The sequence below is a fragment of the Allobosea sp. 01N443 genome (genome assembly GCF_056399325.1).
Map to the genome: position 1 here is coordinate 1 of NZ_JBFTRC010000036.1, position 14321 is coordinate 14321.

Below are 14321 nucleotides of genomic sequence, written 5' to 3' on the forward strand. Positions count from 1 at the left end.
AAGGCTGCCCAGCGCTTGAGGATATAATCGATGGCCCTGGCGAGGTCGTGGCCGCGGGAGAGCTTGGCRCGCTGTTCGCGCATGTAGACCGCAAGCGCATCGACAAGCGGCTTGCTCAGGTCCTGGCGAACTGTCCSGCGCTCCWGCGCAYTCTTGCCGTTGATCGGCCGCTCGATCTCGAACAGGGCGTCGAYGCGGCGCACGACCTCGAYCGCAAGGGGAGAGAGGGCGATCGTCTTCTTGCCCGCAGCCTGCCGCCGGGCGTTCTCCTCAAGATCRGCCATGGCGAAGAACGGGCGCCTGGCGTGAACCCAGCACCCTGCTTCCAGGATCCGCCCGGGACTTCATCGAAGGCGTCGGCCTGGAAYAGCCCGGYATATCCGGCCAGATGGGYTTGSGGATGCTCGCCCTTGCGGTCGCGGGAGTAATAGAACATCGCCGCCGGCGGCGATGCCCCACCGAACGGCCTGTCATCGCGGACGTAGACCCAACATCGTCCMGTATCGGTCTTGCCTTTGGCCAGAACCGGCACGGTGGTGTCATCGCCRTGCAGGCGTTCAGCCGCCATGACATGCGCTTCAACCCGCCTCAGAACCGGGTCGAGTGCCGCGCAGCCCGACCCCACGGCGTCGGCCATGGTCGAGAGGCTGACCGGTACGCCTTCCAGGGCATAGCGCTCGGCCTGTCGGTTCAAGGGCTGATGCTGGCCGAACTTCTCGAACAGGATCATCGCCAGCAGGTTGGCGCCGGCCCATCCCCTGGGGATCACGTGGAAGGGGCCCGGCGCCTGGCTGACCTTCTCGCAATCCCGGCAGGTGAACTTCTCCCGCACGGTTTCGATCACCTTCCATTGGCGGGGGACCGCTTCCAGAGTCCGGGTTACATCCTCGCCCAGCTTGCGCAGTCGGGTTCCGCCACAGCAGTCGCATGCCGTCGGAGGATCGATCACCACACGCTCGCGCGGCAGGTGATCGGGGAAGGTGTTCCGTTCGGGGCGCTTGCGGGTGAACCCTGCCACAACCGTGGCCTTGGCCACGGCAATTTCCGCAGCCRGCTCATCCTCGGTGGCACTCGCTTCCAGTTCCTCGAACTGCAGCGCCAACTGGTCGATGAGCCGTTGCGACCGTTCGGAGCGAGGGCCGTAGATCTGCCGCTCCAGCTTGGCGATCCGCAACTTTTGATGGGCGATCAAGGCCAGATCTTCGGACGCCTTCGCGCGCGCCACCGCCAGGTCCGCGGCCACGTCCCGCGTCTTCGCGCGCTCGATCGTCAGCGCCGCTTTCAGCGYGTTGATATCGTCCGGCAGGTCGGCAAGAGCGGCGTCCACGACAAGAAGTGAATCATGAATCCCACCCGCTGACTCCTAAAAAATGAAGCGTCCCGACCTTATCCGGCGCTGCTTGGCCGCCAGCTGTGCCGCGGGTTCCGCCAGTCGATACCGTCGAGCATATAGGCCAGCTGCGACGCCGAGATTGCGACCACGCCGTCGGCCGGCGACGGCCAGATAAAGCGGCCCTTCTCCAGCCGCTTCGCATAGAGCGACATGCCCAGGCCGTCGTGCCAAAGGATCTTGATCAGATCGCCCCTGGCGCCTCTGAAGACGTACAAATCGCCAGCGTGCGGGTCCCGGCCCAGCGCCTCCTGAACCTGAAGCGCCAGCCCCGTCATCCCCCGGCGCATGTCGGTCCGGCCGACCGACAACCACACCCGCACGTTCGACGGAACCGGGATCATCGCCGCCCAATGACAGCGACCACGCGGGCCAAGGCTGCAYCATCGACGCTCGCATCGACGAGGATGCGCACGTCGTCAATGATGATTTCCATACGTCCGGCTCCAGCCGAACAAGCCGACCGCTCCAGCGCCGCAGCCGCCTCCGGGACAATGATCGCCGCCGCGAAGCCTGGCTCGTCTATCTCCGATAGGCGGCCTGCACGGGCCAGCTTGCGCCAGGCGAAAAGCTGGCTGCTCGACAGTCCATGCCGCCGAGCCGTCGAAGATGCCGCTCGGTGACCAGAATAACTCTCCGCGACGATCCGGAGCTTCTCTTCCGGCGTCCACCGCCGCCGCGACCCCGTCGTGATCACTTCAAGCCGAGAGAGCTTCGGCATAGGCGTATGACTATCCATACGCCTATTTCTTCACTCAGCACGCGCCACCGCAAGGCGGCCCACGCCGAAGGGCTACAGTTCGGGTGGGGGCTGCATTATTGTTCCGGCATAAGCGCCGATGCCATTTAGCAGGTGAGTGAGCATTGGACCTCTCGGGTGGACGTCACATCCCAGCAGAACCCGCCTTCAGTTCAACCGTTCCCACATAGGTCCAGAGGGGGCACGGTTTGAGCCGCAGTTGAAATCTCGCAAATTGGCGGAGAAACGCGACTCCAGGCTCAGCTATTCGCTCTGGGGTCGGTTTTTGCCACGCGTTCTAGTAGGTAGTCGACCTCTGCCTTCGCGGCGGCTGTGATGGTGGAGCCCGGCTTACGCTGCGCGTCATGGCTGAGGATGCCGCGCTTCATCATCGTGTATTTGCGGACGGCCAAGCCCGCGCCTTGCTGCTGCTCGTAGCGCAGCAGCGGCATATGCGTGTCGAAGAGATCGTGCGCGGCGTCGCGATTGCCCGCCTTCTGAAGCGTCACGACGTCGATCAGTAATTCGGGGAAGGCATAACCCGTCATCGCGCCGTCGGCGCCGCGCTCCATCTCGAAATCGAGGAACATTCCACCATTGCCAGTGAGGATCGAGAGATCGCGCAGTGAGCCTTCCTTCTGAAACCTGCGTAGCGTCGATATCTTCTCCAGACCCGGCCAGTCCTCGTGTTTCAGCATCACGCAGGAGGGGTTGTCCATGACGATCTTGCGGATCACGGCCGGCGTCATGATCACCGACAGGGCCAACGGAAAGTCCTGGATGACGAAGGGGATTTCGGAGCCGATCGCCTCGACCGCCTGAGCATAATAGCCGGTAATCTGATCATCGGTCCTCAGCGACGATGGCGGGGCGATCATCACCCCGGCCGCGCCGAGTTCCATCGACTGGCGCGCCAGCGTGCGCATGGCGGCAAAACCTGGCGCGGAGACGCCGACAATGACCGGCTTGCCCGGCATGTTCCTGACTGCCGCCTTGACGATGCCAAGCGATTCATCGGGCTCAAGCTTTGGTGCTTCGCCCATCATCCCGAGCACCGTCGTCCCATCAGCGCCTATCGTGTCGTAGAAGGAGAATAAACTGTCGACCGAGGCCCAATCCACCGCTCCATCGGGCAGGAACGGCGTGGGTGCGATCGGGTAGACGCCGGAGGCGCTGGCAGTAAGGAGCATTTTGAAGTTCTCTTCGTTATTCGCGATCAGGCAGAGGCGATGTTCATGACGTCGCCGCGCAGGTACCCGAATGACACGGTCGCACCGGGCTGCAGGGCAGCGATTTCGTCGGACGCGTCAACCAAGGCTGCGACCTCGAAGCCTTCGCGTTCGAGCATGACGCGGAAGCCGCGCCCGATGAAATTGACCGATCCGACGCGAGCCTGGAGGCTCTGGTCGCATCTGGCCGCCTCGGTTCCGACGCAGACTTTTTCGGGGCGGATGGCGATCTGACGCCCTTCGACGGCGATGAAGTTGCATTCGCCGAGGAAGCCGGCGACGAAGCGGTTGGCCGGCCTGTCGTACAATTCCCGGGGCGTGCCCGCTTGCACGATCCGCCCCTTGTCCATCAGCGCGATACGGTCGGAGAGGAAGAGCGCTTCCTCCTGATCATGCGTGACATAGACCACTGTGGCGCCGACGGCAGCATGCAGCCGCTTCAGCTCGATCTGGATCGACTGCCGTAGGTTCTTGTCGAGAGCCCCCAGCGGCTCATCCATCAGGAGGATATCGGGACTAATTACCAGCGCCCTGGCCAGGGCAACGCGCTGCTGCTGTCCGCCGGAAAGCTGGCGGGGCAACCGCTCGCCATAGGCGCTCAGATCGACCAGTGACAGCGCCTCGGAGACGCGTGCGTCGACATCCCGCTTCGAGACCTGCCGCATCTCGAGGCCGAAGGCGACGTTGCGGCGCACACTCATATGCGGGAAGAGCGCATAATTCTGGAACACCATGCCGATATTGCGCTTCGATACCGGCACTGGGCCAATGTCGGAACCGCCGACCAGGATCTGGCCGGCATCGTAAGTCTCGAAACCGGCGATGGTCTTCAATAGCGTCGTCTTGCCCGAGCCGGAAGCCCCCAGCAGCGTGCAGAATTCACCGGCGGCGATCTCCAGGGAGACGCCGTCAAGCGCGAGGGTCGTGCCGTAACTCTTGCCGAGCGAGCGGATCGAGACGGCTTTTCCTAAAGCGGAGATGCTCATGATGTCTTGCGCTTCGAAACGAGGAGATTGATGCCGAGCACCAGCACCGTGACCAGGATGATCAGGCAGGAGGCGGCGATGATCGTCGGATCGATCTCGTGAGCGACGCCTTCATACATCAGCTTCGGGAGCGTACGGCTGCGGATATTGGTCAGGAATAGCGCGATCACGACGTCGTCGAATGAGGTGATGAAGGCGAAGATTGCACCTGCCGCGATCCCCGGCGCGATCCCCGGAAGCATCACGCGGCGGAACATTGAAACCCAGGAGGCCCCGAGGCCCAGCGCCGCCAGTTCAAGATTCTGGTCAAAGGATTTCAGCGCGGCGCGCACAGTGATGAAGACATAGGGCGTCGCGAGTACGACGTGGCCAAGCGTGACCGCCCAGATCGAACCGACGAGTCCCGTCGGCGCGAGCAGGTAATAAAGACCGACGGCCAGGATGATGACCGGCACGATCATCGGCAGGATAAAGAGGGTCTCGACCGTGCTGCGCCAACGCGGCTTCATGCGTGACACGCCCAGCGCGGCAAGCGTCCCCAGTGTGACAGAGATTACGACGACGAGTGCGGCGATCTGAAGCGAGCGCGTTAGCGCCGCGACCCATTTGCTCGTGTTGAAGAAGCTCTCGTACCAGACGAGGCTGTAGTTCTCGGGCGGAAAGCTGAGGAAGGGCGAGGAGCCCAGGCTCATCGGAAAGACGATGACGATGGGAGCGATCAAAAAGGCGCCGATTAGCCCCGCACAAAGGATGGCGAGCCAGCCGCCAGGCGAGCGGCCGCGCGAGGTTACGGTGAAGGGCTCCCCGGCCTTTCCGCCACCGCCCTCAATCAGCCGCTCTAGCCCAAAGAAGCGCTGGAACAGGGCAAGCATCGTGATGGTCGCGACCAGCAGTACGCTGGCGAGTGCCGCGGCGAAGGGCCAGTTCAGGTCGGTGTTGATGTTGGTCGCGATCATTTGCGCGACCATGGTCTGGCCCGGGCCGCCCATCAAAGCGGGCGTCAGATAGAAGCCGATTGCGTTCATGAAGACGATCATCGCTCCCGCGACCACGCCAGGCGCCGTCAATGGCAGAATGATGCGACGAAAGATGGTGAAGGGCCCTGCGCCGAGGCCTTCGGCGGCTTGGACTGTCGAAAGTTCGAGATTGCGGAAGGCTGCATAGAGCGGCAGCACGATGAACGGCATGAGCACATGAGTCATCCCAATCAGCACGCCAGATAGATTGTAGATGAAGGCGATCGGCGTGGAAGTCAGGCCGGCGCCCATCAGGAGCTTGTTTATCACCCCATTGCTCTGAAGCAGGATGATCCAGGCCGTCGTGCGCACCAGAGCACTCGTCCAGAACGGCAACAGCACGAGCAGCATCAACAGGGCGCGCATGCGCGGCCCGACCGTCGCCATGACATAGGCGAGCGGATAGCTGGCCAGGACCGCCAGCACCGTCACGAGCCCGGCGATGCCAAGCGTCGTGGCGAGCACTGAACGATAGACCGGAACCTCGACCATTCGTCGGAAATGCGCGAGCGTGAAGCCGGCCTCGCCGAAGGCGAGCTTAAGCAGCGACAGCACCGGAACGGCGAATAGCACCGCTAGCACGATGGCGAAGGGCAAAAGCCCGAGCCAGACCGGGAAGCCTCGTCCCGCCACGGCGGGACGCCGTGCCGATGCGGATGCAAATGTCGCCATGCCGGTCACGCCACGAAGAGCTGACGCGGAAAGTTGGTCAACCGCTCGCAGCCCTCCGCCGTGATGGTGATGGTCTCGGACATGCCGAAGCCCTTCGCCAGCACATAGGTGTGGAAGGTCATGCCGGGCGCGAAGTGCCAGCTCGCGGTCGGCTCTGCCTCCAGCGGTTCTCCCCCGTTTGGCTGCAGCATCAGACCGACGGAATAGAACGTCTTGTTGGTATAGGTTTCGCGTAGACCGGCTGACAGCACGCCCTCGCGATAGATCGAATCCGGCACTGTCGCGGCAACACCAGGCTTCACGGCATCTATCGCCGCATCCTGAATTGCGATCAGCCTGGCAACGATGGCGTGCTCCTCGTCGGTGGCCGAGGCGACCTTGATCGGACGCATGAAGCGCGCATGGTAGTGGCGCACATTCGGCGTCGTCTCAAGCTGGACGATGTCGCCGGTCGCGAGCACGCGGTCGGAATAGCCACCATGCAGGTGATAAGCGCGCTCGCCGGACGACAGGACGCCTGGTCCGGGTAGGTCGCTGCCAGCGCGGATCATCGCGGCGCAGATTTCGGCCGCCATCTCGCGCTCTGTCGCGCCGGCCTTGGCCGAGGCGATGCCCGCCGCCATGCCGGCTTCGGCCGCGTTCCCGGCCGCGCGCTGATACGCGATCTCAGCGGGCGACTTGATGAAGCGCATCGCGGTGGTGAAGCGCGAGGCGTCACTCCAGATTGTCTCAGGCAGTGCGGCGCGCAAGGCATCGTAGCGCGAGACACTAAGGGTCCACGCTTGCATCTCGACGGCGAGCTTTGCCTTGGCGCCAACCGCCTCAGTGATCGCGCGTGCCGCGACCGCAATTCGGTCGTCGGAGTCCGTCCACATGACCCGCTTCGGGAACACGCAGGTCGCGTCGAGATAATATTCCTCGACATCGCGGCAGAACAGCACGGGATCGCCGTTGAGCGGGATGACGGCGAACTGAAAACTCGAATAGCCGCGCGTGAAGAAGCCGGTGAGATAGGTCACGGTCTCAGGCAGGAAGGCTACGAAGGCGTCCTGTCCTGTCCGCGCCAGCTCGGCGCGGACTTTCTCGACCCGCGCGAGATAGTCCTCGCGCGGGAACCAGGGGGTGGCGATCGACATGGTCAATCCTTCAGCATGGTGGTGTAGGCCTCGGTCACTTTTGCGCCGTTGTCGGCCCACCACTCGATGTCGAGGAACAGCGCGTTCTTCAGCCGCTCCGGGGTAGAAGGAAGGCTCTCGGCCCGCGCGGCGGGGATAGAAGCCCAGGCCTTTTCGGTGGTCGGTCCGTAGGCGACGTATTCGGAAAGGCGGGCGTTGTTCTCGGGCTTGGCGATGTAGTTCAGGAAGGCAACGGCCTCGGCCTTGTTCGGCGCGCCCTTCGGGATCATGAAGAAGCCGACCTGCGGGATCTGCTGCTCCCAGACCATGGCGATAGGCAGCTTGGACTCGATGCCCGACTGGAAGCGGCCGTTCCAGCCCAGAGCCATCACGACCTCGCCGGAGCCCAGCGCCTGGACCGGCTGCGCGCCGCTCGCCCACCAGACAGCCACGTTGGGCTTCAGCACGCGGATTTTATCAAGAGCACGCTTAAGGCCCGCCTCGGTCGAGAGCGTCTTGTAGACATCCGCCATCGGAACGCCGTCGGCGAGCAGCGCCGCTTCGATGACGGTTTCGGGCTTGTCGGGGAGGGTCCGCTTGCCCGGGAACTTTGCCGTGTCCCAGAAGTCCGCGAAGCTCTTGGGCTGCGGGCCGCCGGCCGGGAAGGCCTTGGTCGAGAAGCCAATCAGCGTAGAGAAGATCTCCGAGGCGACGCCGTAGTCGTTGCGCGCGCCGGGGATGACGTGATCCGTATTGACCATGTCGGGTGTGATCTTTTCGAACAGACCCTGGCGGACGCCGCGCATCAACCCACCGCCGCCGGCAGTGACGATGTCCCAACTCACGGATTTAGTCTCTACCATCGCCTTGATCTTGGCGGTCTCAGGCCCGGTATCCTCTTCGACCTTGATACCGCTCTCCTTGGTGAACGGCTGGATCCAGGCCTTGCGAATTGCCTCCTGATAGGCACCGCCCCACGAAGAAAACGTCATCTCCTTGGCGCTGGCGATACCCGGGGCGAACAGCGCCAATGCTGTGGCCGCTACGATGAGCCTCTTCATAACCCTCTCCTCTTTGCAGAATGTCGGTTTAGGCGGCGGTTGCGCCGCAAAGCGCGGCGAACTTGCTGAGCATGGTCTTGGCCGGCAGGGCCTCGTCGGCGGTCGCCTTGAGATCGTCGATATCGGCGCCGTCGCGTTCCATCGTGGCCCGGCTCTGCTCGAACCAAAGCTGTGCCTGCGCCTTCGTGATCTCGGGATGGCCCTGAATGCCCCAGACCTTGCGGTCCTGATAACGCCAGATCTGATTGGGACAGAGGTCGCTCGACGCCAGAATCCGCATGTCGGGGTGGTCGGCGCGCACCTCGTCGTTGTGCCAGACGAACATGTAGACCCGCTCACCGATCTCGTCGGCGATGAGGTCGCTCTTCGCTTCCGGCGATACGTCGAGCCACTTGTTGCCGACTTCGCAGAAGGACCGGCGAAACACCTGGTCGCGCCCGCAGAGCGCCGAAGCCAGGATCTGGCTGCCGAAGCAGACCCCAAGCATCGGGATCCCAAGGGCGTCGGCCTCCCGGATCAGGTCGTGCTCGCGATTGATGAATGGGATGTCCTCATAGGCACCATGAGGACTGCCGGAGAGGAAGATGCCGTCATATCCGGCCAGGGTTTGGGGGAAGTCACCGTTGAAAACCCAGCGAGCATCGACATCGAGCCCCCAGGACTCGAAGCGTTCGGGCAGCTTCGCCACAGACTCCTGCTTGGGGCCATTCTGGAGGAAAAGCATGCGTCCGCTCATAACGTCGATCCTTGGTTCTTCTGGTCTTCGCGTGGGCCCAACGCCGGTTCGCGCGCTAGCGTGCCGGCGAGCAAGTCGAGGATTCCCTGGCGGGCATTGTCGATATGAACGGTCATGGCGCGGGCCGCCGCGTCGCCGTCGCCTTGCTCCAATGCTGTGACAATCGCGAGGTGCTCACCCTTTCCCGGGTCGAAGCGACGGGGGATGCGAGATAGCCCGAACATCCGGGTGCGCTCGCGGAGATCCTTGACCAGCCGCGCCATCATCCGGTTGCCGCTGGCCTCGGCGATCGACAGATGGACCAGGTCATCGACGGTCCAATGGCGATCGTGAGAGACCTCGCGGGGATCGACCATTCCCTCGATGGCGGCGCGCAAATCGGCCAGCCGACGTGCCGTCATACGACCCGCAGCAAGCCGCGCAGTCTCGGCTTCGATGAGGCGGCGTGTCGCGAGAATCTCCATCACATCCTCGAACGACACGCTTTGTACGGTGAGTATTCGCTTATCGCGCCGCAGATAGCCTTCTCCAGCGAGGCGCCCGAGCGCCTCGCGAACCGGTGTCCTGGAGAGCCCGAGCTGCTCGGCAAGCTTACGGTCCTGGACCACTGTGCCGCCCGGCAATTCGCCGGCGAATATCATGCGGCGGATCTCCTGCATGGCGCGCGCCGCAAGCGATTCTTCGGGGAGTGTTTGTTGGGCCGGTGAGGTAATCTGCATAAGGCATACTTTTGGTATACCAAGCTTGAGTCAAGCGGACCGCTGCAAAAATGAGCGGCACCCGCGCCTACATTTCGACCAATCTCTTGAGATTGATGGCAGATCACCGGGCATCCGGGCGGTCGACCTCTGTCGCTGTCCGTGGAAGCCGATCGGACGCGGTGATTTCGGGCGCCTTCAGCGTGGGGGCGCCTCCCACCGGGAAAACGGCTTGCTCGCCCTGACGTTGCCCCAAGGTTTAACCATCCGTGAGTTCGTTTCCGGCGGTTTTAGGCCCCGTTCGGGCAGGTGAGGCGACGGGCTCTGGCGCTGGGATTTGTCAAACACGGGACCACGCGACTGGATCCCGCGCTCGCGCCGACGGCTAATATTCAGTTGGGAACACATCAACCTTACCGGCATCTACGCTTGGGACTCTGAGCACCAGACGCCCGAAGGTTTCAGATCGCTCAGGCTGCCAGCACTAACCCGACGGGTAGGGGCAGTTTCTGTCGGTGTTCAGTCTCGCCAGCCTGCGCCACCTGCCCGACCTGGAAAAGCTCGAGGACGCGGGCCTGCTGAGCAAGGACAGGCTGCTGGCTGAGGCGGTTTCGATTGGCGTTGGCGATGAGGGAGAGGGCGAGGCGGAGCTGACGACCTCCCCTTTGATGACCCGGACCGGGCGGTTGGAAGTGATCCTCCGCTCTGAGCCGAGATCGTTCGCCGTAGACGAATGCGACGCGATCACACGTAATCTGCGCGAACTCGACCGCCGACGAGGATCGATCGCCCGATTGATGCATCAGCCTGTTCGCCCATGCGAAGATCGCGACGACCTAAGCCATGGCCCGACACCGCACCCACAACACCTGATTTCAAGCGCCAGGTGGCCAGGACTACATGGCTGGCTAGACGCTCCATAGCCTCGCTCGCCGACAGCTACCTAGCCCGGATGCGTTCCCGGTGGGCCGTGTAGAGTCCGCTCGCCGCGATCACCGCTCCTCCGAGGAAGGTCATGGCCTCGGGGACGGCCCCGAATATGGCGAAGGAGAGCAGGGCGGCGGAGGCGAGCTGCACGTACGAGAACGGGGCGATCGTCGATGCGGGGGCCTTCTTGAAGGCGAGGATGACCAGCCAGTGACCGATGGTCGAGAACAAGCCCATGGCCACGCCGATCCCGATCTCCCGCAGTGTCAAAGGGTGCCAGGAGAAGGCCACGCCCACGGACAGCACCGCAAAACCGATGAGCGCGGACCAGGCCATCGTCACCTCCGACCGCTCGGCATGCATCTTCCGCGTCACGATCGCGGCCACCGCCCAGCACATGGCGGCTCCCATCGGAAGAAGAGCCGCCAAGCTGAACCCAGCCGTGCCCGGTCGCACGACGATGAGCACGCCTGCAAAGCCGACCGCTGCCGCTGCCCAGCGGCGAAGGCCCACCTTCTCGCCGAGCAATGGGATGGACAGGGCCGTGATGAATATGGGCGATATGAAATTGATGGCGGTTGCCTCCGCAACGGGAAGCTGCGTGAGGCCCAATATGAAGAGCATCGCGGAGCCAGCCACTGCGAGGCCACGAAGAGTCTGCATGCCGGGCGAGGCGGCCACGAGGGCGCGCCTGCCGCTCATAGCGAACGCGRTCGGCACAACCAGAATGACGAATACGAGATAGCGCAACCAGGCAACCTGCACGCCGGGAAGGTTTGCCGTCAGGAGTTTCGCCGAGACATCACCGGCGGCGAAGAACAATGTGCTCGCCAGGATGAGACCTATGGCGAGGAGGGTGTTGTCTGCGGGTAACGAGATAGCGGGGGGACGGGTAGGGGGCTTCCTTATCGAGACGTCAGAGGAATAGGCATCGCAATCGGCCGCGGTGGCAGCTGCAGACGGGGGTGACATATCGATCCGATCGGGAATTTCGATCTGGCGGCGCGCCATATCCTTGGTTCAAGCAAGACGCATGATCGTGATCAAACTATGAATTCGCGTCGCGATCGCCGAGCGAAGAAGCCCTACCCGCCATGTGAAATTTGCATGCGATGTGGTCCTCCGTCGTCGCGCCCTGCCTTCCCGATGGGGGCCCCTTACTTGCATCCGCGCGATCCCGAAGCCGAACCACGGCGATGCATGACGGGCGGGTAGCTCCACATCCGCCAAGGCTGCCGGCATCCGATCAACTGAAGACCGGTGGAGGGGGCTCGGCGCTCAAAAGTAAAGGCAGCGTCCTTACGTCCGACATACCGTCGAGATTACCGAGCCTATCGACGAGATCGGACGCCTTGGCTGTCGGGAGCGTCAAGGTGAGGAGTTCCATGACCTTGGCGCGTAGCCGCGCGTCCGGAAGTGGATTGTCAGGCGAACCGAGGGTGGGTCCACATGGGCCTGATAACCCGCTCCCGAACGGCCTCTGCGCCTCTTGGTGGACGGTCGCAAACGCGCAAAGTCGGGGCAGCCATCCGCCGTGCTTACGGTTTCTTTTGAATGATTTAGGCCGATGTCTGAGAGGACGTGCGGCCGTGGCTCCGAGCGGATAATGATGTATTCGCTACTAGGGCGCGCCGAATTAATCGCCCCCATTCGGGATCGGAGGCATTTGTATGACTCCGTCGGCTGACCAATCGACCGGGTCAGCAACAGGATGATTGGCCGACTGGGTTCAGGGCATGACTTTCGCGAGAAACCGAATTCGATCGACCAAGACTGGGTAGGTTTGCGCTTCCGAACATGAAGGCGACCGGTTCAGGCCCTGACGCCCGCCGGCAGTTAACGTGCCAATGCCAGCTCGACTCAAATCACTCCCCCCAACGCATGCGGTTGAGGAACAGACTTTCGTTCGGCGTCGGGGTGAACTGCAGTGGCTTGGCGGCGCCATAGCCGACGACGGTCTGGTAAAGAGGCACGACGGGCAGTGTCGCTGCAACAATTTCATGGATCTTGCGATAGTCGGCCAATCGTGCCGCGGGGTCGAGCGTCGCGCGCGCGCGGTCGAGCAGCCCGTCGATCTCCTTGTTCTCGACGATCGTCCACCCATTGCCGGAGTGGAAGAGTTGGTACAGCGCACCGTCCGCGTCTTGGCAAGCGCAGGAGGAGCGGCTGATGGCGAGGATGGGAGAGTCGATGGGTCCGCGCTGGGTCCGTTGAAGGAAGCTCGGCGTGTCGACCAAAGTGATGGTCACCTCGAACCCGACATCGCGCAATTGCTGTTGGATCGCCTGGACGACGCGCTGATCGAAGAAGGGCGCGGTGGTCAGCGCAAACGGCACTTTGGCTGCAGCCCCGGCCTCGGCGACAAGCGCCTTGGCGCGCGCCGGGTCGTAGGTGGGGCCGGCGATGCCCTCGGCCCAGCCAAAATGTGCCGGCGTCAACATCTGCGCGATGGGCTTCTCCTGCCCGCCCAGAATGCCGTCGATGATGCCCTGTTTGTCGACAGCTCGCGCCACGGCTTCGCGAATCTTGGGGTTATCGAAGGGGGGCTGGTTCGGATTGAGGCGCAGATAGGCGAGGCGCTCGGTTAGGGCCGTCAGGGGCTTAACCCGCTGCGACATCTTGAATTGGGCGAGTTGGTCGTTGTCGAGCCCCACGGCAAGGTCGGAGCTCMCCGCCTGCAGATTGGCGACGCGTGTCGCACCATCAGGCACGGCGCGAAAGAGCACGGTCGGGAATGGGCCCTTGGTGCCCCAATAGTCGTCGTTGCGCTTCAGGGTCACGGCAACGCCGCGCTGCCAGCTTTCGAATCGATACGGACCGCTCCCGACCGGCTTGAGATTGAAGGGGTCGTTGCCGACTTTCTCGACGACCGCCTTTGGCACGATTGAGAGCTTCACGAGCTGGGCGAGCAAAGCCGGATACGGCCCGTCGGTGACAAGTTTCACCTCCGTCGTCGAGAGGGGTACGGCTGCAACGATCTTGTCGAACTGCCCCCGCTGCGGACTCCCAAAGGATGCGTCGGTGATACGCTTGATGCTGAAGGCGACATCCTCGGCGGTGAGTTTCGATCCATCATGGAAGGTCACGTCGCCACGCAGCGTGAATAGGATTTCTGTATTGGACAGGCTGCGCCAGGAGGTGGCGATCTGAGGGATGATATCGCCCTTGTCGTCGCGGGTGACGAGATTGTCGAAGATGTTGCGGTAGACGTAGTAGCTATCGGGATTCCACTGGATCTGCGGATCGAGCGTCGAGGGTTCGGCCGCCAGATCCACCACCAATCGGTCTGCACTGGCAAGCGCAGGGGTGGCGAACCCCAAGGCGGCTGCAACCAGCCATCTGCCAACCTTGAGCTTCATCACCTGGTCCTTTTGGAGCGCGTTGGGGCCTGTGCCTTTCGGATAGTCCGCCAGTTTCGCACCCCGCCGAAATGACCACAATTCTATTGTGACATGTGAAAATAGAACGTTCTCTCGCGGTCAAAATCCAATGGAGGCGTTTCTTCGCCGAGCCGTTCTACCATACTGAGGTGCATGAGCAGGGCTTTCGGCATGATCCGGCCAGGGTGAAGCAGCTGCTCAAGGAAGCTGGCTATAAGGGCGAGACCATCGTCATCACTACGAACAAGCGGAACGCCGCGAATTTCGACGTCGCCATTATTGCGCAGGCAATGCTCCAGGCTGCGGGCATCAAGGCCGAAGTCGAGGTGTTAGAGTGGGGTGCCCAGCAGGACCGTTGGCAGAACGGCAACT

The 14321-nt window shown here is 62.9% G+C and carries 12 protein-coding genes and 2 pseudogenes; 2 read left to right on the forward strand and 12 right to left on the reverse strand.

The features are described 5' to 3' along the window. The 10 genes and pseudogenes from tnpC to AC1DRP_RS12020 all read right to left on the reverse strand — a co-directional run. Positions 1–1327: pseudogene (gene tnpC / locus AC1DRP_RS11975) on the reverse strand (IS66 family transposase); the annotation flags it as partial. 59 nt (positions 1328–1386) lie between these two features. Continuing rightward, a complete protein-coding gene (tnpB, locus tag AC1DRP_RS11980; RefSeq protein ID WP_441493345.1) occupies positions 1387–1734 on the reverse strand; it encodes an IS66 family insertion sequence element accessory protein TnpB in 348 nt (115 codons plus the stop codon). Next, positions 1731–2111, reverse strand: coding sequence for an IS66-like element accessory protein TnpA (gene tnpA / locus AC1DRP_RS11985; RefSeq protein WP_476768580.1), 381 nt, complete (start codon positions 2109–2111; stop codon positions 1731–1733). Before tnpA ends, tnpB begins: the two co-directional genes overlap by 4 nt. Positions 2112–2389: 278 nt before the next feature. After that, positions 2390–3319, reverse strand: a complete 930-nt coding sequence (locus tag AC1DRP_RS11990; RefSeq protein WP_441492564.1) for a dihydrodipicolinate synthase family protein — start codon at positions 3317–3319, stop codon at positions 2390–2392. Positions 3320–3345: 26 nt separating this feature from the next. Next, a complete protein-coding gene (locus tag AC1DRP_RS11995) occupies positions 3346–4344 on the reverse strand; it encodes an ABC transporter ATP-binding protein (RefSeq protein ID WP_441492565.1) in 999 nt (332 codons plus the stop codon). Next, complete coding sequence (locus tag AC1DRP_RS12000) at positions 4341–6032, reverse strand: ABC transporter permease subunit (RefSeq protein WP_441492566.1); 1692 nt, start codon at positions 6030–6032, stop codon at positions 4341–4343. The genes AC1DRP_RS11995 and AC1DRP_RS12000 overlap by 4 nt, the downstream gene beginning before the upstream one ends. Before the next feature lie 5 nt (positions 6033–6037). Then, complete coding sequence (locus AC1DRP_RS12005; RefSeq protein ID WP_441492567.1) at positions 6038–7168, reverse strand: M24 family metallopeptidase; 1131 nt, start codon at positions 7166–7168, stop codon at positions 6038–6040. A gap of 2 nt (positions 7169–7170) precedes the next feature. After that, positions 7171–8208: an ABC transporter substrate-binding protein gene (locus AC1DRP_RS12010; protein WP_441492568.1), complete on the reverse strand. Its 1038-nt coding sequence runs from the start codon at positions 8206–8208 to the stop codon at positions 7171–7173. A 28-nt stretch (positions 8209–8236) separates the two neighbouring features. Next, positions 8237–8932 (reverse strand): type 1 glutamine amidotransferase, encoded by a 696-nt coding sequence (locus AC1DRP_RS12015; protein WP_476768581.1) that lies wholly within the window; start codon positions 8930–8932, stop codon positions 8237–8239. Between the two features lie 8 nt (positions 8933–8940). Next, entirely contained in the window at positions 8941–9663 is a 723-nt protein-coding gene (locus AC1DRP_RS12020; protein WP_441492570.1) for a GntR family transcriptional regulator, read from the reverse strand. Positions 9664–10157: 494 nt separating this feature from the next. Between AC1DRP_RS12020 and AC1DRP_RS12025 the strand changes: the two genes are divergently transcribed. Next, positions 10158–10565, forward strand: a complete 408-nt coding sequence (locus AC1DRP_RS12025; protein WP_476768590.1) for a hypothetical protein — start codon at positions 10158–10160, stop codon at positions 10563–10565. Positions 10566–10581: 16 nt separating this feature from the next. Here the strand turns inward: AC1DRP_RS12025 and AC1DRP_RS12030 are convergent, their stop codons facing one another. Together AC1DRP_RS12030 and AC1DRP_RS12035 are read right to left on the reverse strand one after the other, a co-directional pair. After that, the gene (locus AC1DRP_RS12030) at positions 10582–11478 is read right to left on the reverse strand and encodes a DMT family transporter (RefSeq protein WP_476768588.1); all 897 of its coding nucleotides are present in this window, start codon (positions 11476–11478) and stop codon (positions 10582–10584) included. Positions 11479–12434: 956 nt separating this feature from the next. Then, a complete protein-coding gene (locus AC1DRP_RS12035) occupies positions 12435–13928 on the reverse strand; it encodes an ABC transporter substrate-binding protein (RefSeq protein ID WP_476768582.1) in 1494 nt (497 codons plus the stop codon). A 170-nt stretch (positions 13929–14098) separates the two neighbouring features. Between AC1DRP_RS12035 and AC1DRP_RS12040 the strand changes: the two are divergent. After that, positions 14099–14320, forward strand: a pseudogene (locus AC1DRP_RS12040) (ABC transporter substrate-binding protein); the annotation flags it as partial. Position 14321 lies beyond the last annotated feature (1 nt).